This is a genomic window from Nocardia sp. bgisy134 (assembly GCF_965341865.1).
Taxonomy (GTDB): Bacteria; Actinomycetota; Actinomycetes; order Mycobacteriales; family Mycobacteriaceae; genus Nocardia.
The window spans coordinates 1-23,281 of record NZ_CBDQZP010000022.1 but is presented as its reverse complement, the minus strand read 5'-3'; the positions used below and the strand labels follow the sequence as shown (position 1 = coordinate 23,281).

The following is a 23,281-nucleotide window of genomic DNA, read 5'->3' as shown; positions in this document are numbered from 1 at the left end:
CGTGGCAGCCGCCGCCGGATCGCCCGCCGAGCCACGCGGCGCGGTTTTGCCCCTGATCCCGCGGCGTGGGTAGCGTCGCGTCGTGAGTGAAATGGACGAACTGGACATCAGTGAGCGGTACGAGGCCCAGATGTGGGCGCTGCACGACGATGTCTGGAGCGCGTGGGGGCGACTCGATCAGGAAGTGTCGGCCCCGCGCTATCAATCGAGATTCCTTCCGACCGAGATCTGGGCGAACATGGGCATCAACGAGCCCGAGCCGCCCAGCATCGATCACCCCAGCTACCGGGTGGTGCGCAGACAGTACGGGCTGGTGGTGACCAGCCTCGGCCTGTCGTTCCCCACCACCTGGTCCGATGCGGAGCCGACCAACGGCATCGAGGTCGAGGTCTACGCGGCCGCCACCGGGATCTCGGCGGACGCGTCGTTCGCCGATGTCATGGGTTCGTGGCTCGGGCAGGTGGTGGCGGCCGTCGCGCGGACGGCATCACAGCACGGATTCCGTTTCACCCGGAATCTGGAACATTATGGGACGCTGTCGATCTCGCTCCCCGGATTGGACTTTCCCCCGGAGGCCGCAGGTACCTACGTCGACGGCGACGGGCTGGTCACCGTGCTGCTCGGCCTGACCGGCGAAGGCTTCCCGAACGTCGTCGCCGGTCCGCTGTCGGAGATCCGCATGGTCAACATCAAGGTGCTCACCGTCGCCGAGACCGCGTTCTGCGTCTCCGGCACCGGCGGCGTCACCGACGCGCGCGCCGAGATCGCGAATCGGCTTGCCGCCCAGGGAGATCCGCTCTGGTCGAGCCTGACGCGGCCGTCCGTGGTCTGACCCGCCCCGGCTCCCGCGCGGGTGCTCAGGCGGACTGCACCGCCGGATCGGGCGCGACGGCGGGGATCGGTTCGCGGGTGCGCAACCCGGCCCACAGGGCGGCCGTCGCCGCGGTGCACGCGGCGGCGCCGCCCACGTGGGTGGCGACCAGCGCGCCGGGCACGTCGGTGAAGTACTGGACGACGCCCACCAGCGCCTGCGCGCCCACGACGCCGAGCAAGACGAACAGGCGGGTGCGCACCGCGCGGGAGATGCCGACGGCGTAGAGCCCGAAGCCGAGGCCGATCAGCAGCGCCAGGTAACCCACCAGCAGCTGGGAATGCAGGTGCACCAGCGTGACGATCTCGACCTGCAACCGCGCGACCGGTCGTTCGATGCTCTTGTCGCCCGCGTGCGGTCCCGCGGCGGTGACCAGGGTGCCCGCGACCAGGACGCCGGCCAGCGCGACGCCGCTCAACGCCGTCAGCCAGCGCAGCGGCGCGGGCGCTTGGACGGTCTCGACGCCGTCGTCCGGCTCGCAGATCTTGGCGTAGAGCACGGTGGCCAGCCACACCATCAGCATCGAGGCGAGCAGGTGCACCGCCACGGTCCACCAGAGCAGCCCGGTGCGGACGGTGATGCCGCCGATGACCGCCTGGAGCACGGTGCCGCCCGGCATCAACCAGGCGTAGAGCAGCACGTCGTTCCTGCGTCGCGCCCGCGTCACCGCGAGCACGATCAGTCCGGCGAACAGGGAGACCACGAAGGTCAGCATCCGGTTGCCGAACTCGACGGCCTGGTGCAGCACCGCCACCTCGGACACGCCGATCGGGGTGAAGCTGCCGGGGAAGCACTGCGGCCAGGTCGGGCAGCCGAGACCGGAGGCGGTGACCCGGACGATCGATCCGGTCACCGCGATACCCGCCTGGGTGAGCACGACCGCGAGAGCGATCAGCCGCTGCACCCGCAGCGAGGGGAGCGGGAGCTTGTCGACGAGTCGCAAGAATGCGCGATACAGCACGCAACGATGGTAGCGACCGGCGATCGGGGCGCCGCACCCGGTCTACTACATACCGTCGTTTGTACCGATGCTCACTCGAAACGGAACCAGCGCGCCGCCAGGCACCCCGACACCACGCCCCACACCGCGAGCACCGCAAGGCCGAACCAGTCGACGCTGCTGCGCAGCGCGTGCTCCAGGGTGACCGCGAGCGCGCCGGAGGGCACGAGGCGGGCGAGCACGTTCACCGCGACGTGCAGGTCGTCGGCGGCGAACACGACGCTCGCGATGCCGAGCATGACGAACCAGAGGATGTTCGCCAGCGCCAGCACGATCTCCGCTTTCAGCGTGCCGCCGAGCAGCAGGCCCATCGCGGCGAACGTCGCGGTGCCGAGCGCGATCACCACCGCGCCGAGCAGCAGACCGGCGACCTCCGGCCGCCAGCCGAGCGCGAAACCGATGGCGCCCAACAGGATCGCCTGGAGCACCACGACGATCAGCACCGCCGCGCTCTTGCCCGCGATGATGCCCCAGCGCGGCAGCGGGGTGGCACCGAGGCGTTTGAGCGCGCCGTAGCGCCGGTCGAAACCGACGGCGATGGCCTGCCCGGTGAAGGCGGTGGACATGACCGCCACCATCATCACGCCGGGCACGATCTTGTCCACCCGGTCCTCGCCGAGACCGCCGAACGGCAGCAGCGTCAGCCCGACCAGCAGCGTGATCGGGATGAACATGGTGAGCAGCAGCTGTTCGCCGTTGCGCAGCAGCAGGATCAGCTCGAGCCTGGTCTGCGCGGCGAGCATGGCCGCGCGGGTGGTCGGGCGCGGATCGGGAGCGAAGGTGCCCGGCGCGAAGCGGTTGGCGGTCAGGTCGGGCTGGTTCATCCGCGTAGATCCCGTCCGGTCAGTTCCAGGAAGACGTCCTCGAGGCGGCGCTGGTCGATCCGGATGTCGGTGGCCAGCACGTTCAGCCGCGCGCACCACGCGGTCACGGTGGCCAGCACCTGCGGGTCGATCTCGCCCTCCACCAGATACGAGCCCGGTGCCGTCTCCCGCGGCGAGAAACCCTCGGGGAGCGCGGATTTCAACAGCTTCAGGTCCAGCTTGGGCGGCGCGGTGAAGCGCAGCTGCCCGGCGGCGCCGTGCGCGGTGACCTCGGCGGGCGTGCCGGAGGCGACGATCCGTCCGTGATCGATGATGACGAGCTGATCGGCCAGCTGCTCGGCCTCGTCCATCATGTGCGTGGTGAGCACGACGGTGACGCCGTCGCGGCGCAGCGCGTCGATCAGCTCCCACACGATCAGCCGGGCCTGCGCGTCCAGACCCGCGGTGGGTTCGTCGAGGAAGACGATCTCCGGCCGCCCGACCAGCGCGCAGGCCAGCGCCAAGCGCTGCTGCTGGCCGCCGGAGAGCCGCCGATACGGGGTGCGGCGATTGTCCTGCAGCCCGAGCGTCCGCAGCAGCCACTGCGGGTCGAGCGGATCGGCCGAATACGCCGCGACCAGATCGAGCATTTCGCCCGCTCGCGCGCCGGGATAGGAGCCGCCGCCCTGCAACATGACGCCGATGCGGGGGCGCAGCCGGTCGGAATCGGCGATCGGATCGAGTCCGAGCACGCGCACGCCGCCCGCGTCCGGGCGCACGAAGCCCTCGCACATCTCGACGGTCGTCGTCTTCCCCGCGCCGTTGGGCCCGAGCAGCGCGAGCACCTGGGCCCGTTCGACATCGAAGGTGAGGCCGTCGACCGCGGTGGTCTCGCCATAACGCTTGACGACGCCGTCGACACTAACGGCGGGTCCGGAGGCAGCGGTCACGAAGAGACACCGTAAGACGTCGGCTGCTGTGACGGAGCCGACACCCCCGCCTGAGCGCGCCACGGCAGGGCGTTGCGAGTGATGACGATGAACAGCACGCCGACGATGACGGTGGCGATAGCGGCGCCGACGATCTGGAACACTTCGAGATCGGCGCCGCGCGGCATCTGCAGCACGCTCACGACGGCGGAGAACGCCACCGCGGGCACGCGGAACACAGGCCGGGTCGCCCACGCCGCGAGCGGCACGATGGCCCACAGCAGATACCACGGCTGCACCACCGGGAACAGCAGCACGATGGCGCCGAGTGCGACGCCGAGCGCGCCGACCGGATGCAGGCGTCCGGTGCCGGTCGCGACGAGCATGCGCACCGTGACGAACGCGGCGACCGTGGCGGCGATCGGGCGGGTGATACTGAGCAGGGCGGTGGTGTGGTCGCCCAGTCCGAGTAATACGCCGCCGAAACCGGTGATGATGCCGAGCGCGGTGGGCAGGGACATCCAGCTGCGCACGGCGCTGGCGGTGTTGAGCGTGTGTATCCACCCGAAGCCGAGCCCGCTGGCCGAGCTGATCACCAACGTCGTGCCGAGCGCTATCGCGCCGAGCATCGCCGCCGCGGTCACCACGGCCCGCCAGCCGCCACCCCAGCGCCGTGCGAGCGCCATCCACACAAAACCCATCGCGATGATCGAGGTGATCTTGATCGTGGAGGACAGCGCGATGATCAAGGCGCCCGCGATCAGCAGCGCGTAGGCCCGTCCGTCGAACGGGTGGGTGTCCTCGATCGCGCGCAACGCGAACTCGAGTCCCGCCAGCATCAGACCGATCATCAGCGCGTCGTTGTGCACGCCGCCCACCAGGTGGAACAGCACCAGCGGATTCGCCGCGCCGAGCCACAGCGCGCTCACCCCGGCGACGCCGCAGCGGACGGAAAGGCGCGGCAGCGCCCAGACGATCAAGGCCACGCCCGCCAGCGCGAGCACCCGGTGCACCCAGACGCCGAGAATGATGTTGTCCCCGGTCAATTCGGCGATGCCGCGGCCGATCCACAGGAACAGAGGGCCGTAGGGGGCCGGGGTGTCACGCCAGATGGTCGGGACGTTGTTGGTCAGGACGTTGTCGATCCCGAGGCCCGCGACCGGGCCCTCCTCGTACGGGTCGATGCCGCGCGCGGCGATCTCGCTCTGCGCCAGATAGGAGTACACGTCGTTGCTGAACAGCGGCGGTGCGACGCTGAGCGGGATGATCCACAGCAACAGGGTGCGGTCGAGCTGCGAGCGAGTCAGCCGGTGGAGGGGGGAGCCGCCGATGCCGCCCACCGCGAAACGGCCGAGCAGCAGCCACGCGAGCACCACCACTACGGCGCCGATCATGCACATGGCCAGCGACCCGGTGTGCGCCCTGGCGAAGATGCCGAGCACGCGCATGCCGGATGTCGGGTTCTGCTGCACCGGCTGCGCGCCGATGCCGAGCGCGCTGATCGCCATCAGCACCGTGCCGGTCGCGCCCATGAGCCGGATCCGGTCGAGCTGAACCAGTTCTCTGCGGTCGAGTTCGGGCACCTCGGACTCGTCCCGGTGCAACACCGCGATGGTGTGATCGGCCGCGGGCACGTCGAGTCCGAGTGCCCGGCGCCCGAATGCCACTGCCTTGCGCCGCGCGCCCTCCAGTACCACCACGAGACGCAGCCTAATGGGCGTTGCCGGGCGCAAGTCCGTCAACAGTCCGCGCGCAGGACCGGGCGTCGGTCTCGCGCCGCACCGAGCGACCGTGGGATCGAGCATCGCGCGCGACCCGTCCGCGGGCATTTACGAAAGATGCCTGTGCGTATTTCCCGGGCGTCCGGAGTGGGTGTGGCCAATGTCGCAACGGAACCGGACCTCGCATCGAAGGGTTGTGGCGGGGGCGCGAGAGCGCGATGTAGCCGCCACCGGACGGGACGGACGCAGACGCGGGTCGAAGCGGAAAGCGCCAGGTTGGGGCCGCGCAAGCCCTGTGAAGGCGGAGAGACGGTGTCCGGTTTGCTGAATCGCGGGCCTTGTCGCTCACGGGAAGGAGGGCTGCCCGTCGCCCCGCTGGCGCAGGTCAACCCCCGTTCTACTCAGGGCACCCTTATTAGATTTCGGGAACGAATTCCGCCACACTGATGTTGTGAAAACCGTGGGTTTGCGGAAGAAAGACGAGAGGACCGGTCGCAAGGCCGGCGCCGCGTCGTCCGCTGCCGTCGTCACGGTCGGCGCCGAGGGACATCACACCCGCGCCGCGATCGTCCAGCTGCTGCTGGAGGAGGGGCCGATCACCGCGACGGCGATCGGCAACAAGCTGGGGCTCGCCCCGGCCGGGGTGCGCCGCCACTTGGACGCGCTCATCGATTCCGGGCAGGCGAGAGCCAGCCGATCCGCGCCGTGGCAGCAGAAGGGGCGCGGCCGTCCGGCCAAGCAATATCAGCTGACCGCGACCGGTCGCGGCAAGCTCGGGCACGCATACGACGACCTCGCGGGCGCGGCGATCCGCCAGCTCGGTGAGATCGGCGGCGACCAGGCGATCACCGACTTCGCGCGCAAACGGGCACGCACTATCGTGGCCGGGATCGAACCCGTCGGGGAGCACACCCCGGAGACCACCGAGGCCAAGGCCGAGGAGATCGCCGAGGCGTTCAACGACGCCGGGTTCGCCGCGACCACCCGCAAGGTGGGCACGGGCGTGCAGATCTGCCAGCATCACTGCCCGGTCGCGCACGTCGCCGAGGAATTCCCCCAGCTGTGCGCGGCCGAACTCGAGGCGTTCCGCGATCTGCTGGGCACCCATGTCCAGCGGCTCGCGACGATCGCCAACGGCGATTGCGCGTGCACCACGCACGTGCCGCTGCTCGCACTGCCGATTACCACTTCGAAAGCCGCACCCCAAGCCGCCGCACAGCCCGCGACGGTACGAACGAACGACTCCGGAAGGAGTGCCGAATGACGACGACCACCGACCAGGTGCAACCGCTCACCCAGGAAGAGACCATCGCCTCGCTGGGCAATTACGGTTACGGCTGGGCCGATTCGGATGAGGCCGGCGCCAGCGCGCAACGAGGTCTGTCCGAGGCTGTCGTCCGCGACATCTCGGCCAAGAAGAACGAGGAGCCGTGGATGCTCGAGCAGCGGCTGAAGGCGCTGCGCATCTTCGACCGCAAGCCGATGCCGAACTGGGGCTCCAACCTCGACGGTATTGATTTCGACAACATCAAGTACTTCGTGCGCTCGACCGAGAAGCAGGCCGAGAGCTGGGAAGACCTGCCCGAGGACATCAAGAACACCTACGACAAGCTGGGCATCCCCGAGGCGGAGAAGCAGCGGCTGGTCGCCGGCGTCGCCGCGCAGTACGAGTCCGAGGTCGTCTACCACCAGATCCGCGAGGACCTGGAGGCCCAGGGCGTGATCTTCCTGGACACCGACACCGGCCTGCGCGAGCACCCGGAGATCTTCCAGGAGTACTTCGGCTCGGTGATCCCCGCGGGCGACAACAAGTTCTCCGCGCTGAACACCGCGGTGTGGTCGGGCGGCTCGTTCATCTACGTGCCGCCGGGCGTGCACGTCGACATCCCGCTGCAGGCCTACTTCCGCATCAACACCGAGAACATGGGCCAATTCGAGCGGACCCTGATCATCGTCGACGAGGGCGCCTACGTGCACTACGTCGAAGGCTGCACCGCGCCGATCTACAAGTCCGACTCGCTGCACTCCGCGGTGGTCGAGATCATCGTGAAGAAGGGCGGCCGCTGCCGCTACACCACCATCCAGAACTGGTCGAACAACGTCTACAACCTGGTCACCAAGCGGGCCAAGGCCGAGGCGGGCGCGACCATGGAGTGGATCGACGGCAACATCGGTTCCAAGGTCACCATGAAGTACCCGGCGGTCTGGATGACCGGCGAGTACGCCAAGGGCGAGGTCCTCTCGGTTGCCTTCGCGGGCGAGGGCCAGCACCAGGACACCGGCGCGAAGATGCTGCACCTGGCGCCGCACACCTCCTCGACCATCGTGTCGAAGTCGGTGGCGCGCGGCGGTGGTCGCGCGTCCTACCGCGGCCTCGTGCAGGTCAACAAGGGCGCGCACGGCTCGAAGTCGACGGTGAAGTGCGATGCGCTGCTGGTCGACACGATCAGCCGCTCGGACACCTACCCGTACGTCGACATCCGCGAGGACGACGTCACCATGGGCCACGAGGCGACCGTCTCCAAGGTCTCCGAGGACCAGTTGTTCTACCTGATGAGCCGCGGCCTCACCGAGGACGAGGCGATGGCGATGGTGGTGCGCGGCTTCGTCGAGCCGATCGCCAAGGAACTCCCGATGGAGTACGCCCTCGAGCTCAATCGCCTGATCGAACTGCAGATGGAAGGAGCCGTCGGCTGATGGCCGTCGAGAACGTTGCCGTAGCCGCTGAGGCTCGTACTCCCGCGATCAACAAGGGCGAGGTCTTCACTTCGTTCGACGTGAACGCGTTCGAAGTTCCGCACGCCAAGGACGAGGCGTGGCGGTTCACCCCGCTGCGCCGCCTGCGCGGCCTGCACGACGGAACCGCCACGCGTGACGGCCGGACGCAGGTCGAGGTCGCGCCGGTCGAAGGCGTCACCGTGGAAACCGTCGAGCGTGCCGACGCCCGCCTCGGCGAGGCGGGCATCCCTTCGGATCGCGTCGCGGCGCAGGCGTACTCCGGTTTCGACCAGGCCACCGTCGTGTCGGTCGGCGCGGAAACCGAAGTGGCCGAGCCGATCACCGTCACCATCACCGGTCCGGGTGAGGGCAAGACCGCCTACGGCCACCTGCAGATCCGGCTCGGGAACTTCGCCGTCGCCACCGTCGTCATCGACCAGCGCGGCAGCGGAACCTACGCGGAGAATGTGGAATTCGTGCTCGGCGACAGCGCCAAGCTGATCGTAGTCGCGATTCAGGACTGGGCCGACGACGCCGTGCACGCCACGGCGCACCACGCGAAGCTGGGTCGCGACGCCACCCTGCGGCACACCTCGGTCACCCTCGGCGGCGACCTGGTGCGGCTCACCGGCACCGTGAAGTACGCAGGCCCCGGCGGCGACGCCGAACTGCTCGGCCTCTACTTCGCCGACGCGGGCCAGCACTTCGAGCAGCGCCTGCTCGTCGATCACGCTGTGCCGCACTGCAAGTCGAACGTGCTGTACAAGGGCGCCCTGCAAGGCGACCCGCATTCGCCGAAGGGCGATGCCCGCACGGTCTGGATCGGCGACGTGCTGATCCGCGCGGCCGCCGAGGGCACCGACACCTTCGAGGTGAACCGCAACCTGGTGCTCACCGACGGCGCCCGCGCCGACTCGGTGCCGAACCTCGAGATCGAGACCGGCGAGATCCTCGGCGCCGGGCACGCCTCGGCCACCGGCCGTTTCGACGACGAGCAGCTGTTCTACCTGCGCGCCCGCGGCATCCCCGAGGACGCCGCCCGCCGTCTGGTGGTGCGCGGCTTCTTCCACGAGATCATCCAGAAGATCGCGGTCCCCGAGGTCCGGGAGCGGCTCGAGACGGCCATCGAGGCCGAGCTCGCCGCGATCGGCGCCTGATCACCGAAACACTTACTTACCCCGCAAAGGAACTCCATGACCACCCTGGAAATCAAGGACCTGCACGTCGAGGTCGCCAACCCGGACGAGACCGGCGAGCCCATCAAGATCCTCAAGGGCGTGAACCTGACCGTGAAGTCGGGCGAGACGCACGCGATCATGGGCCCCAACGGCTCCGGCAAGTCGACCCTGTCCTACGCGATCGCGGGCCACCCGAAGTACACGGTGACCTCCGGCTCGATCACCCTCGACGGCGAGGACGTGCTCGAGATGTCGGTCGACGAGCGCGCGCGTGCCGGCCTGTTCCTGGCCATGCAGTACCCGGTCGAGGTGCCCGGCGTCTCGATGTCGAACTTCCTGCGCACCGCCGCCACCGCGGTCCGCGGCGAGGCCCCCAAGCTGCGCACCTGGGTCAAGGAGGTGAAGGAGTCGATGAACGAGCTCGAGATCGACGCCGCCTTCGCCGACCGCAGCGTGAACGAGGGCTTCTCCGGCGGTGAGAAGAAGCGCCACGAGATCCTGCAGCTGGGCCTGCTCAAGCCGAAGATCGCCATCCTGGACGAGACCGACTCCGGCCTGGACGTCGACGCGCTGCGCATCGTCTCCGAGGGCGTCAACCGCTACAGGGAGCGCGAGGACGGCGGCGTGCTGCTGATCACGCACTACACCCGCATCCTGCGCTACATCCAGCCGCAGTTCGTGCACGTCTTCGTCGGCGGCCGCATCGTCGCCGAGGGCGGCCCCGAGCTGGCCGAGGAACTCGACGCCAACGGCTACGTTCGTTTTACTCAGACCGCGACCGCTGGAGCCTGACATGACCGCTACGGTCCGCACCCTCGACGTCGCCCGCATCCGGGCCGACTTCCCGATCCTGAGCCGCACGGTTCGGGACGGGAAACCGTTGGTGTACCTGGACTCCGGCGCGACCTCGCAGCGGCCGCTCGCGGTGCTCGATGCGGAACGGCGGTTCCTGACCGAGAGCAATTCGGCGGTGCACCGCGGCGCGCACCAGCTGGCCGAGGAAGCGACCGACGCCTACGAGGGCGCCAGGGCCGACATCGGCCGGTTCGTCGGTGTCGACGCCGACGAGATCGTGTTCACCAAGAACGCGACCGAGTCGCTGAACCTGGTGACCTACGCGTTCGGCGACGACCGGTTCCCGTACCACGTCGGACCCGGCGACGAGATCGTCATCACCGAACTGGAGCACCACGCGAATCTCGTTCCGTGGCAGGAACTCGCGCGGCGCACCGGTGCGACGCTGAAGTGGTATGGCATCACCGACGACGGCCGGATCGATCTCGATTCGCTCGAATTGTCGCCCGCCACCAAGGTCGTCGCGTTCACGCACCAGTCGAACGTCACGGGCGCGGTCGCGAACGTGGCCGAAATGGTCCGCCGCGCCAAGGAAGTCGGCGCGCTCGTGGTGCTCGACGCCTGCCAGTCGGTGCCGCACATGCCGGTGAACTTCCGCGAGCTCGGTGTCGATTTCGCCGCGTTCTCCGGGCACAAGATGCTCGGACCGTCCGGCGTCGGAGTGCTCTACGGCCGTCGCGCGCTGCTCGAGGAGACCCCGCCGTTCATCACCGGCGGCTCGATGATCGAGACGGTCACCATGGAGGTGACCACCTACGCCCCGCCGCCGCAGCGGTTCGAAGCGGGCGTACCGATGACCTCGCAGGTGGTCGGATTGGGCGCCGCGGTGCGGTATCTCGAAGAGATCGGCATGGACGCCGTCGCCGCCCACGAGCACATGCTGGTCGGCGCCACGTTGGAGGGCCTCGGCGCGATCGACGGCGTGCGTATCGTCGGCCCGACCGAGAACGTGGAACGCGGTGGCGCGGTGTCCTTCGTGGTCGACGGCATCCACGCCCACGATGTCGGACAGATCCTGGACGACGAAGGCGTCGCGATTCGCGTCGGGCACCACTGCGCCTGGCCGCTGATGCGGCGGATGGGCGTTCCCGCCACCGCGCGGGCCTCGTTCGCGGTCTACAACACCCTCGACGAGGTGGACGCGCTGATCGCCGCGGTGCGGAAGGCTCAGAGCTTCTTCGGGGTTGCATAGATCATGCGCATGGAGCAGATGTACCAGGAAGTGATCCTGGACCACTACAAGCACCCGCATCACCGCGGGCTGCGGGAGCCGTACGGCGCCGAAGTGCACCACGTGAACCCGACCTGCGGTGACGAGGTGACCTTGCGCGTCCAGCTGAACGGCAACGGCGACGTCGCCGACGTCTCCTACGACGGTCAGGGCTGTTCGATCAGCCAGGCCGCCACGTCGATCCTCACCGACCAGGTGATCGGGTTGCCCGTGCAGCAGGCGCTGAAGGTCGTCGACGCCTACAACGAGATGATCTCCAGCCGCGGCACCGTCGAGGGCGACGAGGACATGATCGGCGACGGCATCGCGCTGGCCGGCGTGTCGAAGTACCCGGCGCGGGTCAAATGCGCACTGCTGGGCTGGATGGCGTTCAAGGACGCCGTGGTCCGGATAACCTCCGCGGAAGAGACCAAGCGCGCGATGGGCAGCGCCCTGCCGAAGAATGGGGAACGTCATGAGTGAGTCGACACCTGCGACGGAAACAGTCGAGCAGGTCGAGCTCTCGGCCGAGCAGATCAAGCATCTCGAGGACATCGAGGAGGCGATGCGCGACGTCGTCGACCCCGAACTCGGCATCAACGTCGTCGACCTCGGCCTGGTCTACGGCATCAAGGTCGAGAACGAGATCGCCAAGCTGGACATGACGCTGACCTCCGCGGCCTGCCCGCTCACCGACGTCATCGAGGACCAGTCCCGCAACGCCCTCGTCCGCAGCGGCTTGGTCGACGACCTCGAGATCACCTGGGTCTGGATGCCGCCGTGGGGTCCGGACAAGATCACCGAGGACGGCCGCGAGCAGCTGCGCGCCCTCGGCTTCACGGTGTAGGAATACCTGCGCCTTTCGCTGGCTGCCGTTCGATATCGGGCCCGGATCCGCGTGATCCGGGCCCGACCCGTATGCCCGCCCGTCCATTGTCCGACTTGCGTTTTGGACGAATTCGACGGCATCGGCGATGATTGTGCGACTCCGATAACGGAGCCGTTTCAAGAGAAAGATCTTCTATGAAATTCATGGGTAGGGTCGGCTTCGCCGTCGCGTTGACCGGCCTTGCGGTGGGGTCGGTTCTGGGTGCCGGGTCGGCGAACGCGTCGGGCTTGTACGGGGCGATCGCGGTGAGCGGTGGCTCGTGGACGTACGGGGTGAGCGCCAATGAGGCGGGCTTCGACGAAGCAAAGGCCGCGGCGATCGCCAACTGCGGCGCAGCCGACTGCGAGGTGCTCGCCTCGTGGGCGAACGGCTGCGGCGCGCTGGTGGAGAGCAACGAAGGGGTTGCCGCGGCGTCCGGTCCCAACCGGGCGGAGGCCGAGCGTGCCGCCTACCAGCGGCTCGCGGAGATCACCCCGACGGCGCAGCTCGCCAACGTCGGCTCCGCCAACCTGAGCGGTGCGCGGATCGTCGAGGTCGTCTGCACGTCGAACGCACGCTGATTCGTCGGTGAGATTGCGGGCCCGGATCCCCATGGGGGCCGGGCCCGCTCGCGTTTTTCGATCGGTGTGCGTTCGCAGATCGGGGATTTCGCTTCGCGAATATCGTGCGCGGAGCCGACGCATTTCTGAACTGCGCGGTCCCGCCGACCGAAAACCGCGGAATATCTGGACAATTCAGGGACGCTCGGCAAGGATCTCTCCGTCAACGCTTCTGAAACGGAGAGATTCTGTTGTCCGTGCTGCGCAAGTCGGCCCTGGCCGTCGCCGTGTCCTCCACTGCCGCCCTCGGGATCGTCGCCGCCGGTGCGGCCGACGCGGCGCCCAAGCTCTACGGCACCCTCGCGCTCTCGCCGAGCACCGGCAAAGTGGTGGCCGCGATGGACCACACCAGCCGCGTGCAGGCCGACGCGGCCGCCATCCGCGAGTGCGGTGTCTACGACTGCGATCTGGTGCTGAACATCGTCGACGGCTGCGGCGCCATCGCGCGCGGCGCCGACGGGCGCTTCGGCTGGGCTGCCGCGGGCTCCCGCGAGGAAGCCGAACGGATCGCGATCGCCTCCCTCGGCGAGAGCGCTCCGCCCTTCCCGGATCTCGGCAGCGCGTCGCCGCGCGCGGCGCAGGTCGCCGTGTCGGCGTGCACGAAGAACATCGCCTGACCTGACTTCTGGCGCGTCCGCCGCGGGCTCGAGCCGTCCCCTACCGCAGGGATCCGACGTCGACGGTCGGTCCGAGCGCCAGGCCGCCGGTGGCATCGATGTACTGTCCGGTCACCCATCGGGCGTCGTGCGAGGCGAGGAAGGCGACGACGTCGGCGATGTCATGTGGTTGGCCGACACGGTGGAACGCCGACCAGGCGGCGGCCTGTGCGTGCATCCGATCGTCGGCCAACCAGGCGGCGATGTCGGTTTCGACGATGCCGGGCTCGACGGAATTGACTGTGATTCCCCGGTTTCCGAGTTCGAGCGCCAGCGTGCGGCTCAGGCCGTTGAGGGCGGCCTTGGTCATGGAGTAGGCGATCGTCAGCGGTGTGGCCACCCGCGCCGCGGCCGACGAGATGTTGATGATCCGTCCGCCGTCGCGAAGTCGGCGCAGTCCCTGCTGGATGACGAAGAACGGCGCTTTGGCGTTGACCGCGAAGACGGCGTCGAAATCCTTCTCACTGACGCCTTCGATGGTGCTGTAGACGACCGTTCCCGCGTTGTTGACGATGATGTCCACCGCGCCGAGTCCGGTGGCGTCGAAGGCATCCCAGAGCGCCTCGGCGTCACCGGGAACGCCGAGTTCGACACCGAGCGGAAAGGCGATGCCGCCCTCGGCCTCGATCGTCGCGACGGTCTCGAGGGCGGCGGCTTCGTTGGTTCCGTAGTGCACAGCGACGGTGGCGCCGTCACGGGCGAGTCGTTGTGCGACGGCCTTGCCGATGCCTCGGCTGGCGCCGGTGACGAGTGCGATCTTGGTGTCCAGAGGTTTCATCGTTTCCCACCCAATCTTCTGTATCGGACATTCCAGAAGTGACGCTACGCGACTTCTGGAATGTTTGCTATATAATTGGGCGATGGCTTCGAAGCGCACCGGGCGACCACGCGAGTTCGATCGCGACCTCGCTCTGCGGCGCGCGATGGAGTTGTTCTGGGAACACGGCTACGAACCGACCACCCTCGCCGATCTGACCGAAGCCATGGGCATTGGCGCGGCCAGCCTGTACGCGGCCTTCGGGAGCAAAGAGCAACTCTTCGGCGAAGCGGTGCGGTTCTATTCGCGGGAGCACCGCGGATTCCTGGCACAAGCCTTACGTGAGGAGCCGACCTTGCGCGCCGGGCTCGCCCGCATGCTGCGTGAAGCCGCCGACGCGTACACCGTCCCGGGCTATCCGGCGGGTTGTCTGATCATCAGCGGTGCGGTCAATTGCGGTTCGGTGACGGTCAGCAATGGGCTCCGCGAGGAACGCGTCACCAGCCTGGAAGCGCTACGGGCGAGAATCGAATCCGGTATCGCGCGTGGCGAACTCGCCGAGAACGCGGACGCGCGAGTGCTGGCCGAGATGATCGGTGTGGTGATCCAGGGCATGGCCCAACAGGCTCGTGACGGTACCGACCGGGAAAGTTTGCGTACCGTCGCCGATCTGGTCGTGAACGCTTTGCCGTGGCGGGGCGGAGCCGGGCACGACGCATGAGCGTGGATTTCCGGCGCCATGGTTCTCCTGGCAACCCTGCTGTCAGGAAGTCGTTGCCGAACCGGAACGCTATCAGCGCGTGCCGTGGCACGGGACTGTGTCCGATTCGGCCCGCCTCATGGGCGACGAGGCGACGCCATGAACCGGCCCGAGCACGACGCCGCGGCTGTCGAGCAGGATCGTGACGTCAGCCCCCGGGCTTGCCTGGACACAGCTCCGTGTAGGCAACGTCGGGATTGGGGGAGACCCACTCCTCCCACTGCCTCTGGGTCGGATTCGCTACGAGCTTCTTGCACAGCTCTTCCTTCCAGACGGCGGGAGCGGGCAGCTCCCAGACCCCGCCGCCGACCCAGGACAACCCGCCGGGAACGGGCAAGTAGTCGGCGTTCGCCGTGACGAAGACGCGGCGCTGATCGGGACTGAATTCGATCTCGGTGCCCTCGCCGGTCGCCGTGGCGTCGACCGCGTCGCCGATCTGAGTCCGCGAGGCGACATCCCAGAACCGCACGGTCTTGTCCGGTGCGATCGAGACGAGGTAACGACCGTCGCTGTTGTAACTGAGAGCTTCAGGGGCAAGACCGCGGCCTGGGATCTGCGACCCGACAGGTTTGGCGTCTCGGGCATCGAACTCCTGGATGTAGTTGTAGTCGGCGATCGCGAGGCGCCGGCCATCGGGACTGATCGCCATGCTGGTGACGGCTGCGGGGGAGCGCACCTCGCCGAGCAACTGCTGTGTCGCGGTGTCCCAGATCCTGACCGAATCGAAACTTTGGGAATAGAGGCGTCGGCCGTCCTCGCTGAAGGCAACCCTCCCAACGAAGTACTTGTGACCTCCCATCGGCTCGCCGATTGGCCTGCTGTGTCTCCAGTCCCAGAGTCGAGCGGTGTTGTCGTCGCTCCCTATCGCGAGTGTCTGTCCGTCGGGGCTCAATGCCACACTGTCCACCTCGTCGTATGTCTTGATCACTTCGCCGTAAGGCTGCCCGTTCGAGGCGTCGAGGACGCGGAGTTCGTTGTCGCGTGACAGCACTGCCAGCCAGCGGTCATCGGCGCTGAAGTCGATCTTGCTCACGTCTCGAAGCGCCTCGGAGACCATGGCCGCACCGATCTGTCGACCGGTGTCGATGTCCAGCCATCGCATCGTGTTGTCGTTGAACACGACGAGTCGCGGTCCGCCCTTCGTGTTCACGAGCCAGTAGGTCCCGTGGCCTTCCGCCGCCTTGCTGCCCGCCATCTCGGCACTCAGTCCGGAACCGGGGGCGGTCCGCAATACCTGGACGGTGTCGGGGGAACCGGAAACAATGCGGTCGTCTCCAGGGGTGAACGCAATGTCCCAGACCGACATCTGAAGGGTGATCGGATCACCGATCGAATCACCGGTGCGCGCATCCCATAGGCGGACCGAGTGTTCCGTGCCTCCGGTGGCAATTCGTGTTCCGTCAGAGCTGAATGCCACCGACCAAATAGCCTTGAAGGTTCCGGTGGCAGGTCTTCCGATGGGGGCGCCGGTGTCGGCATTCCAGATCAATAGCGGCGCCTTGTCGTACGACAAGGCGCCATATCCGCCGGCGGCGACGATGTGGCCGTCCGGGCTGAACGCCACACTGCTCAAAAGGCCCACATCTTCGCCGCGCAGCGGTTCACCCTGTGGCGCTGCATTGTCGGCGTCCCACAGTCGGACGGTCTGGTCATCTCCGGCGGAGGCCAGGCGGCGCCCGTCCCGGCTGAATGCCAGCGCGTTCACGTCCCCAGTGTGTCCTCTCAGTGGGCTCGCGATCTGCTGGCTGGTCTGCACATCCCACAGCCGCAGATTGTCATTGCCGTCGATGGCGGCGACCCGTCGTCCGTCGGCGCTGACGGCGGCCTCGTCGACGTATTTTTCGCTGCCTATCATCGGCTGGCCGACGAACTGACGGCTGTCCGAGTCCCAGATACGGATCGCGAAATCTTCGCTTCCCATTGCGAGATACCGTCCATCAGGACTCATGGCGAATATGGCGAAGAACTGCGGGTCTGTGAACGGGTCCCCGATCGGTTCGCCGGTCTCGGTGTCCCACAACTGAATGCTAGACGCGGTGCGGGCGGCAATCCGCCGACCATCAGCGCTGACCTGTGCGCCGGCCACGTCCATTACCATGTCGACTCGCGGTTTCTCGTCCAGCACGCTCAGCAGCGCCCCGATCCCCTCCCTTTCCGACAAGCGATGCGCCGCAAGAGCTTTGACGACAACTTCCAGTTCGGTTCCCGGTCGGCCACCGCTGAGCATGGCCTGCACCTGTGAGGTCAGCCGCCCACTCAACGCGTCGCGGCTGCGGGCTTCTGCTTCGTGGCGTTTGGCGTCGGCCTCCTTGCTGGCGTGCACTGCCACCACGAGCGCGATCACCGCCACGAGCGCCACCGCCAGCGTCCCGGCGAGCACGGCGACGAGGACCCTCGCGCGGTGGCGCAGGGCCGCCGCATAGGCTTCCGCCTCTTCACGGCGCTGCTGCGCGTTCCGCAGCTCGGCCTCACGGCGTTGTCGCTCGGCGTCGGCGCGGGCGTCCTCATGCTCGCGTGATGCCGCGAGGAAGTCGGCGGCGTGTCGTACTCGGTCGCGGAACATGGTGGAGCCGGCCAGTTGCTCGGCCGTAGCCAGGCGCACGCCTTCGAACAGCCATTCCTGGCTGCGTCGATTGAGTTCCCAATCGGCGGCCGCGCGGTCGAGGCTGTCGGCGGCCTTCAGATCCTGGGCATGCTCGGACAGCCACGACGCCAGCGAGTCCCATTGCCGCAGCAGGCTTTCCAACGCAACTTCGACCACCGTCTCACCCCCGCGCTCGTCCTTGACGAGCAGCCGGCGGGTGACCATCGCATCGATCAGCTCGTGGCTGTCCGGTGGCAGCTCGTCCCAGCGCGCGACGCGGCGTGAGGGTGCGTCGGTGTCCTGATCGATCGTGGCGAGCCAGGGGATGAACGCACCGCGCAGCGTATCGAGCTGCTGGGCGCGCCGGTCGGGATTCGCGGCCAGCAACGTGTCGATCTCGGCTTCGACGATGCGTCGCATGCCGCCTATGGCCTCATAGTTGGCCAGGGTGAGCCGCCCGGCGCTGCCGTAGTCGAGGTACAGCCGCGACAGCATCAATGCCAGCAGCGGCAGGCTGTCCGCACCCCCGGTGGTGTCGTCCAGCAGCCGGGCCACCAGCGCGGCGTCCAGGCTCAGCCGCAACCCCGCCGCGGTGGCGCGGGCGGCGGGTCCAGTGATCACGTCCTTGTATTCGGTGACCGGCATCGGCTTCAGGTCGCCGAACTCCCGGGTGTGCACCGCGAGCAGCTCCGGTGCGTTCTGCAGCGACTCGTAGCGGTCGGCCCGGATGCTCATCGCCGCGATCAGCGGCAGATCATCGAGCGCTCCGGTCTGCAGCAGAGCGCCCAGCAGCGCCAGGAATGTGGCGGCCTCGGGGCCTGCGTCGGCGGAGAACAACTCCTCACCCTGGTCGATCGGCAACACCACGGTCGGCACGCCCGCGTCGCCTGCCGCCGCCAGCTGGGCCTCGCGTAACCACGTGGCGAGCCGGGCGGTGTCGGTGTCGTGGCAGGCGGCCTTGACATCGCCGAGCGCCGGGCCGCCCGGGCCTGCTTGCGCCCGCAGCCGGTAAATGGCTTCGGCCAGGCCCTGATCACCGGTCAACGCGGCGCGCTCGGGGCGCACGATCTCACACACCAGGAAGTTCGTGGGGTCCCGGCGTAGCCGGGGCAGCAGACCTGCGCGTAAGAACGACGACTTGCCGACACCGGAGGGGCCGAGGATCACGAACAGCCCTTCCACACCCGCGGCGCGCATCCCGCGCAACGTGTCCAGGCCGCGCAGGATCTGGGGGTCTCGTCCGAAGAACACCGCGGCGTCGACATCTTCCATCGATTGCCATCCGCGGTACGGCGCGCGTTGGGTGTCGTCGTCCGGCGGCCAGGGAAAGTACTCGGCGCCGATTCCCGCGTCGTGCAACCCGCGCAGGAGCCGCGCCAACCCGTCGGTGGCGAAGTGCACCGGTTCACCCGCATCGGACAAGACCGTGGTGACCTCGCCGTCACCGTCGGGGAACAGATCGCAGATCTGCCACTCGCGCACTCGCTCGCCCTGCGCCGCCGGATCGATGCGGGCGCAGAAGACGCGCTTGTTGAGAGATTCCGCGAGCCGGGCTTCGGCCAGGCACTCGTGCGAATTCTCCCAGTGCCGGGAGACGAGGCACAGGACCGCCTCGCAACGATCCACCGCGCGAGTCAGTTCGGACTTCCAGCGCACTCCCGGCGCAAACCCGGTGTCGGGGTCGATGTCCAGGAAGATCTGGCCTTTCAGGCTGGGCTCATTGTCGGTCAGCCACCGGAGGAGGGCCTGCGCGGCTGCGTTGTCCCGCCTGGAGTGGCTCAGGAACACGCGGTACATGCGCCGATACTGCTGCCGCGTGGCGACAGGGTCGCGAGTATTGGACTACTCGATTCTTGCGCGGTCGGGTTTCACAGGAGGACGGCGTCTGCGCAGAGGGTTTGGACATTTCCGATGCCGTGGACGATGATCTATCGTCGATAGTCTTTTTGCGGGGAGGAATTCCAATGTCTTTGTCGCGCAGTCTTTTCGTGGGCGCGATCGCCGCGGGCGCGGTGGTGGCCGGTGCGGGCCCGGCGCTGGCCGAGCAGGCGGAGCCGTGGGAGACCCGGCTCGGGGATCTCTACGGCGCCATGGCCATTTCGCGCAGCACCGGCGCGGTGTCCTACGCGGTGAACTACGCAAGCCTCGGGGCGGCCGACGCCGAAGCGATCGACGAGTGCGGCGCGCGGGACTGCCAGGTCGTCGTCCACTTCCGCAACGCATGCGGCGCCGTGGCGCAGGGCGCCGACGGACGCGTCGGCTGGGCGTGGGACACCACCAAGGGCGGGGCGGAGCGGGCCGCGATCCAGGTGCTCGGCCTCAGCGCCCCGCCGTTCCCCGATCTCGGCAGCGCCTCGCCGCGCCCGGCGAGCACCGTGCTCTCGGCCTGCACCTCGAACGTCGGCTGAGGTCGGCCCGACCCGGTTTGTTGTGCGAATCCTCGGGATGTCGGTTGCCGGATCGTGATCTTGTTGACAATCATGGAGGCGTGCAGCTTTCCGACGGTGTGATCACGCTGCGGCCGATCGAGGTGTCCGATGCGGAGGCGCATCTGGCCGGTGAGGACCGTGAGCTGGTGCGCTGGCTCGACGGAGGCCGCGGCTCGCTGGAGAGCGTGACCGCGTACTTCGAGGAGTGCGCGGCGAACTGGGCGGCGCAGGGGCCGCAGCGCACGTTCGCGATAACCAGGAACGACACCCTCGTCGGCACCCTGGATATCCAGATCGGTCGGCCCTTTCTGGCCGCGGGGCGGGCCGACCTGACCTACGGCATCTATCCGATGTGGCGCGGCCATGGCTTCGCCACCAAGGCGGTCGTCCTCGGGTGCCGGTACCTGGCCCGTACGGGTCTGGCCGAGGAAGTGGTGCTCCGGATCGATCCTGTGAACGCCGATGCGGTGGGCGTCGCCCGCCGGGCCAGGTTCCACTACCTGCGCAGCAGCGACGAACCCGGCGAGGGCCCGCTCGACTGGTACATCCAGGCCCTCTGAGCGGCGGCTATCGACGCAACGCCTTGCGCGCCAGCCAGTTGCCGAGGAACTGGATGCCCTGCACCCCCGCGATGATGATCAGCGTGGCGACCAGGGTGACCTGCCAGTCGAAGCGCTGGTACCCGTACACCAGGGCGAAATCGCCGAGCCCGCCGCCGCCGACGATGCCGGCCATCGCGGACATGTCGACGATGGCGATCACCACGAAGGTGTAGCCGAGCACCAGCGGGCCAAGCGCCTCGGGGATGAGCAGCGTCAGAATGATGCGCAGCGGTCCCGCGCCCACCGCTCGCGCCGCCTCGATCACGCCGGGATCGACGGTGACGAGGTTCTGTTCCACGATGCGGGCGATGCCGAACGAGGCCGCCACGATCATCACGAAGGCGGCCGCCTCGGTGCCGATCGTCGTGCCGACCACCTCCAGCGTCACCGGTCCCAGTGCCGCGAGCAGGATGATGAACGGGATCGGCCGCACCACGTTCACCAGCACGTTGAGCAGCACGTTGACCGGCGCGTTGGCGAGCAGGCCGCCCTTGCGTGTGGTGTACAGGGCGGTGCCGAGGAACAGCCCGATCAGCCCGCCGATCAGGAAGGTGATCGACACGAGATAGATGGTGGTGCCGATCGCCTCGGACAGCACCGGACGCAGTTTCTCCCAATCCGTGTGCACCGTCGTTACCGCCGCTCCAGTTCGTCGATCACCTTCGCCACCGCGTCGTCCGGCCCGTGCAGGGCCAGCGTGACGCTGCCGAAGGTCTTGTCCTGCAAGGTGCCGACCCCGCCGTACACCACCTCGAATCGCACGTCGGCGTGCGCGGCGAGCGCCAGCGCGTCGCCGAGGCCGCGGTCGTCGTCGACGTCGACGGTCACCAGGGTGCCGCCGTGGCGTTCCCGCAGCGTGGCCAATTCGCCGGGATCGGGCCGGTTGTGCAGCACGGTGCCGACGAACGACTTGGTCGGCGCCGCCTGCGGCGTCGCGAAGACGTCGAAGGTCTCGGCCAGCTCGACGATCCGGCCGTCCGCGAGCACGGCGACCCGGTCGGCCACCGCGCGGATGACGTCCATCTCGTGCGTGATCACCACGATGGTGACGCCGAGTTCACGATTGATCTTCCGCAACAGCCGCAGCACCTCGCCGGTGGTCTCCGGGTCAAGCGCCGAAGTGGCCTCGTCGGCGAGCAGCAGCGCGGGCGAGGTCGCCAGCGCCCGCGCGATGCCGACCCGCTGCTTCTGGCCGCCGGAGAGCTGATCGGGGTAGCTGCGCGCCTTCTCCGACAGGCCGACGAACTCGAGCAGTTCGGCCACCCGCGCCTTGCGCTCGGCGCGCGGCCTGCCCGCGACCTTCAACGGGTACTCCACATTGCCCGCGACGGTCCGCGACCGGAACAGGTTGAACTGCTGGAACACCATGCCGATATCGCGCCTGATCTGCCGCACCCGGGACTCGGGCACGCCGGTGATCGGCGTACCCGAGACCAGAATGGTGCCGCTTGTCGGCTTCTCCAGCGCGTTGATCAGGCGCACCAGCGTGCTCTTGCCCGCGCCGGAATAGCCGATCACACCGAAGATCTCGCCGCGCTCGATGCGCAGGTCGATACCGTCGAGCGCGACCTGGCTGTCGGCGCCCTTGCCGAAAACCTTGGTGACCCCGCGGAATTCGACCGCGCTCACTTGCCGTCGCGGATGGTCTGCTGCACCCGCTGCAGGATCTGCTCCAACTCGGGCGCGCCGCGCGTCACCGCCACCGCGGTGTTCTTGGTCGACGCCGCGTGCGCCGCCTGCACTTCCGGATCCTTCCAGACGTCGACGATCTGCTTGTAGAGCGGGTTGTCCTTGTCCTCGGCCCTGGTGACGATCACGTTGATGTACGGCTCGGCCGCCGGATTCTTCGGATCGTCCTTGTACAGCGCCGAATTCGGGTCGATGCCGGAGCGCTCCAGGAAGGTGTTGTTGATGATCGAGCCGTCCGTCGAGGCCAGCGACAGCGCCGTCTGTGCCGCATCGACCGGTGTCACGGTGACCTTCGAGGCGGCCTTGTCGATGTCGGCGGGGGAGGGCTGGCGGCTGTCGCCGGACAGTTTCAGCAGCCCGGCCGCCTGGAGCACGAACAGCGCCCGCGCCTGATTGGTCGGGTCGTTCGGAATGGCGATCTGGCCGCCCTGCGGGATGTCGGCCAGTGATCTGTGCTTCTTCGAGTACAGGCCGAGCGGCACGATGTAGGTGGAGCCGATCGGGGTCAGCGTGTCGTTGTTGGACACGTTGTACTGGCCGAGGAACTGCAGGTGCTGGAACAGGTTGACATCGATCTGGCGTTGCGCGAGCGCGAGATTCGGCTGCTGGTAATCGGAGAAGTTGGTGATCCGCAGGGTGATGCCCTGGTCCTTCGCCTTGCGCTCGAAGACGTCCCAGACCTGGTCCCGGTCGGTGGTGCCGATGCGGACCACCTTGCCGGAGGACGCCTCGTCGGTGCCGCACGCCGTCAGGGTGAGGGCCGCGGTTGCTACCAGGACCGGGATCGCCAGTACCCGATGGAATTTCACTCGTGCTCCCGAAATGCTCGTCGCGAGGGGGCGGGACCGCGCGTTCGCACCGTCCCGCCTTTTTCTGAACCCGGCAATCCAAGCGGTGCGCCCGGCGCGGCGACAAGAATTTCGATAGTGGTGAGCGGAACCCTCGCGGAGAATTGGACGATCGTCTAGTTTGCCTGCAAGGTGAATGCTGCGCCGTGTGCGGTCTCGTGCGGTGGGGGAAGGAAGGGGGGG

22 protein-coding genes are annotated in these 23,281 nt (G+C 68.0%); 13 read left to right on the top strand and 9 right to left on the bottom strand.

From position 1 onward, the window contains the following. Window positions 1-82: 82 nt before the first annotated feature. A complete protein-coding gene (locus ACRWNM_RS30620) occupies window positions 83-832 on the top strand; it encodes a hypothetical protein (protein WP_431971617.1) in 750 nt (249 codons plus the stop codon). Window positions 833-857: 25 nt separating this feature from the next. Here the strand turns inward: ACRWNM_RS30620 and ACRWNM_RS30615 are convergent, their stop codons facing one another. From ACRWNM_RS30615 to mptB, 4 genes are all read right to left on the bottom strand, one after another. Continuing rightward, window positions 858-1,832, bottom strand: a complete 975-nt coding sequence (locus tag ACRWNM_RS30615; RefSeq protein WP_431971616.1) for a COX15/CtaA family protein — start codon at window positions 1,830-1,832, stop codon at window positions 858-860. Between the two features lie 71 nt (window positions 1,833-1,903). After that, the gene (locus ACRWNM_RS30610; RefSeq protein WP_431971615.1) at window positions 1,904-2,695 is read right to left on the bottom strand and encodes an ABC transporter permease; all 792 of its coding nucleotides are present in this window, start codon (window positions 2,693-2,695) and stop codon (window positions 1,904-1,906) included. Next, a complete protein-coding gene (locus ACRWNM_RS30605) occupies window positions 2,692-3,624 on the bottom strand; it encodes an ABC transporter ATP-binding protein (RefSeq protein ID WP_431971614.1) in 933 nt (310 codons plus the stop codon). Before ACRWNM_RS30605 ends, ACRWNM_RS30610 begins: the two co-directional genes overlap by 4 nt. Beyond that, window positions 3,621-5,303 (bottom strand): polyprenol phosphomannose-dependent alpha 1,6 mannosyltransferase MptB, encoded by a 1,683-nt coding sequence (gene mptB, locus ACRWNM_RS30600; protein ID WP_431971613.1) that lies wholly within the window; start codon window positions 5,301-5,303, stop codon window positions 3,621-3,623. The genes ACRWNM_RS30605 and mptB overlap by 4 nt, the downstream gene beginning before the upstream one ends. A gap of 472 nt (window positions 5,304-5,775) precedes the next feature. On the opposite strand from mptB, the gene ACRWNM_RS30595 reads away from it, so the two are divergent. The 9 genes from ACRWNM_RS30595 to ACRWNM_RS30555 all read left to right on the top strand — a co-directional run bounded on the left by ACRWNM_RS30595 (window position 5,776) and on the right by ACRWNM_RS30555 (window position 13,390). Continuing rightward, window positions 5,776-6,588: a helix-turn-helix transcriptional regulator gene (locus tag ACRWNM_RS30595; protein ID WP_431971612.1), complete on the top strand. Its 813-nt coding sequence runs from the start codon at window positions 5,776-5,778 to the stop codon at window positions 6,586-6,588. Further along, window positions 6,585-8,021, top strand: a complete 1,437-nt coding sequence (sufB, locus tag ACRWNM_RS30590) for a Fe-S cluster assembly protein SufB (protein ID WP_431971611.1) — start codon at window positions 6,585-6,587, stop codon at window positions 8,019-8,021. Before ACRWNM_RS30595 ends, sufB begins: the two co-directional genes overlap by 4 nt. Beyond that, entirely contained in the window at window positions 8,021-9,199 is a 1,179-nt protein-coding gene (sufD, locus tag ACRWNM_RS30585) for a Fe-S cluster assembly protein SufD (RefSeq protein WP_431971610.1), read from the top strand. Before sufB ends, sufD begins: the two co-directional genes overlap by 1 nt. A gap of 36 nt (window positions 9,200-9,235) precedes the next feature. After that, window positions 9,236-10,012, top strand: coding sequence for a Fe-S cluster assembly ATPase SufC (sufC, locus tag ACRWNM_RS30580; protein ID WP_431971609.1), 777 nt, complete (start codon window positions 9,236-9,238; stop codon window positions 10,010-10,012). Between the two features lies 1 nt (window position 10,013). Next, window positions 10,014-11,267, top strand: coding sequence for a cysteine desulfurase (locus ACRWNM_RS30575; protein ID WP_431971608.1), 1,254 nt, complete (start codon window positions 10,014-10,016; stop codon window positions 11,265-11,267). A 3-nt stretch (window positions 11,268-11,270) separates the two neighbouring features. Beyond that, window positions 11,271-11,768, top strand: coding sequence for a Fe-S cluster assembly sulfur transfer protein SufU (gene sufU / locus ACRWNM_RS30570; RefSeq protein ID WP_431971607.1), 498 nt, complete (start codon window positions 11,271-11,273; stop codon window positions 11,766-11,768). Next, window positions 11,761-12,132, top strand: coding sequence for a metal-sulfur cluster assembly factor (locus ACRWNM_RS30565; RefSeq protein WP_431971606.1), 372 nt, complete (start codon window positions 11,761-11,763; stop codon window positions 12,130-12,132). The genes sufU and ACRWNM_RS30565 overlap by 8 nt, the downstream gene beginning before the upstream one ends. Before the next feature lie 176 nt (window positions 12,133-12,308). After that, on the top strand, window positions 12,309-12,734 hold the full coding sequence (locus ACRWNM_RS30560; protein ID WP_431971605.1) for a DUF4189 domain-containing protein: 426 nt from the start codon (window positions 12,309-12,311) through the stop codon (window positions 12,732-12,734). A 236-nt stretch (window positions 12,735-12,970) separates the two neighbouring features. Further along, the gene (locus tag ACRWNM_RS30555; RefSeq protein ID WP_431971604.1) at window positions 12,971-13,390 is read left to right on the top strand and encodes a DUF4189 domain-containing protein; all 420 of its coding nucleotides are present in this window, start codon (window positions 12,971-12,973) and stop codon (window positions 13,388-13,390) included. A 40-nt stretch (window positions 13,391-13,430) separates the two neighbouring features. On the opposite strand, the gene ACRWNM_RS30550 is transcribed toward ACRWNM_RS30555, so the two are convergent. Then, window positions 13,431-14,306 carry an SDR family oxidoreductase gene (locus ACRWNM_RS30550; RefSeq protein WP_431971603.1) on the bottom strand — a complete coding sequence of 292 codons (876 nt, stop codon included), beginning with the start codon at window positions 14,304-14,306 and terminating at the stop codon, window positions 13,431-13,433. Between ACRWNM_RS30550 and ACRWNM_RS30545 the strand changes: the two genes are divergently transcribed. Next, complete coding sequence (locus ACRWNM_RS30545; protein WP_431971602.1) at window positions 14,290-14,907, top strand: TetR/AcrR family transcriptional regulator; 618 nt, start codon at window positions 14,290-14,292, stop codon at window positions 14,905-14,907. The genes ACRWNM_RS30550 and ACRWNM_RS30545 overlap by 17 nt on opposite strands. 187 nt (window positions 14,908-15,094) lie before the next feature. Here the strand turns inward: ACRWNM_RS30545 and ACRWNM_RS30540 are convergent, their stop codons facing one another. Then, window positions 15,095-19,327, bottom strand: a complete 4,233-nt coding sequence (locus tag ACRWNM_RS30540; protein WP_431971601.1) for a TIR domain-containing protein — start codon at window positions 19,325-19,327, stop codon at window positions 15,095-15,097. 167 nt (window positions 19,328-19,494) lie between these two features. Here ACRWNM_RS30540 and ACRWNM_RS30535 point away from each other — a divergent pair, with 167 nt between their 5' ends. Together ACRWNM_RS30535 and ACRWNM_RS30530 are read left to right on the top strand one after the other, a co-directional pair. After that, window positions 19,495-19,938 (top strand): DUF4189 domain-containing protein, encoded by a 444-nt coding sequence (locus ACRWNM_RS30535; RefSeq protein ID WP_431971600.1) that lies wholly within the window; start codon window positions 19,495-19,497, stop codon window positions 19,936-19,938. A gap of 80 nt (window positions 19,939-20,018) precedes the next feature. Beyond that, entirely contained in the window at window positions 20,019-20,519 is a 501-nt protein-coding gene (locus ACRWNM_RS30530; RefSeq protein ID WP_431971599.1) for a GNAT family N-acetyltransferase, read from the top strand. A 7-nt stretch (window positions 20,520-20,526) separates the two neighbouring features. On the opposite strand, the gene ACRWNM_RS30525 is transcribed toward ACRWNM_RS30530, so the two are convergent. Genes ACRWNM_RS30525 through ACRWNM_RS30515 form a run of 3 tightly spaced genes read right to left on the bottom strand, consistent with a single transcriptional unit; the run spans window position 20,527 to window position 23,059 of the window. Beyond that, window positions 20,527-21,189: a methionine ABC transporter permease gene (locus ACRWNM_RS30525; protein ID WP_431971598.1), complete on the bottom strand. Its 663-nt coding sequence runs from the start codon at window positions 21,187-21,189 to the stop codon at window positions 20,527-20,529. A 5-nt stretch (window positions 21,190-21,194) separates the two neighbouring features. Further along, entirely contained in the window at window positions 21,195-22,190 is a 996-nt protein-coding gene (locus ACRWNM_RS30520) for a methionine ABC transporter ATP-binding protein (protein WP_431971597.1), read from the bottom strand. Further along, window positions 22,187-23,059: a MetQ/NlpA family ABC transporter substrate-binding protein gene (locus ACRWNM_RS30515; protein WP_431971596.1), complete on the bottom strand. Its 873-nt coding sequence runs from the start codon at window positions 23,057-23,059 to the stop codon at window positions 22,187-22,189. Before ACRWNM_RS30515 ends, ACRWNM_RS30520 begins: the two co-directional genes overlap by 4 nt. Window positions 23,060-23,281: the final 222 nt, after the last annotated feature.

Excerpts from the sequence above, each read along its gene's own strand:
- sufC (WP_431971609.1), top strand. The coding sequence starts at position 9,236 with ATGACCACCCTGGAAATCAAGGACCTGCACGTCGAGGTCGCCAACCCG.
- sufU (WP_431971607.1), top strand. The coding sequence starts at position 11,271 with ATGCGCATGGAGCAGATGTACCAGGAAGTGATCCTGGACCACTACAAG.
- ACRWNM_RS30575 (WP_431971608.1), top strand. The coding sequence starts at position 10,014 with ATGACCGCTACGGTCCGCACCCTCGACGTCGCCCGCATCCGGGCCGAC.
- ACRWNM_RS30540 (WP_431971601.1), bottom strand. The coding sequence starts at position 19,327 with ATGTACCGCGTGTTCCTGAGCCACTCCAGGCGGGACAACGCAGCCGCG.
- ACRWNM_RS30535 (WP_431971600.1), top strand. The coding sequence starts at position 19,495 with ATGTCTTTGTCGCGCAGTCTTTTCGTGGGCGCGATCGCCGCGGGCGCG.
- ACRWNM_RS30545 (WP_431971602.1), top strand. The coding sequence starts at position 14,290 with ATGGCTTCGAAGCGCACCGGGCGACCACGCGAGTTCGATCGCGACCTC.
- sufD (WP_431971610.1), top strand. The coding sequence starts at position 8,021 with ATGGCCGTCGAGAACGTTGCCGTAGCCGCTGAGGCTCGTACTCCCGCG.
- ACRWNM_RS30610 (WP_431971615.1), bottom strand. The coding sequence starts at position 2,695 with ATGAACCAGCCCGACCTGACCGCCAACCGCTTCGCGCCGGGCACCTTC.
- ACRWNM_RS30565 (WP_431971606.1), top strand. The coding sequence starts at position 11,761 with ATGAGTGAGTCGACACCTGCGACGGAAACAGTCGAGCAGGTCGAGCTC.
- ACRWNM_RS30560 (WP_431971605.1), top strand. The coding sequence starts at position 12,309 with ATGAAATTCATGGGTAGGGTCGGCTTCGCCGTCGCGTTGACCGGCCTT.
- sufB (WP_431971611.1), top strand. The coding sequence starts at position 6,585 with ATGACGACGACCACCGACCAGGTGCAACCGCTCACCCAGGAAGAGACC.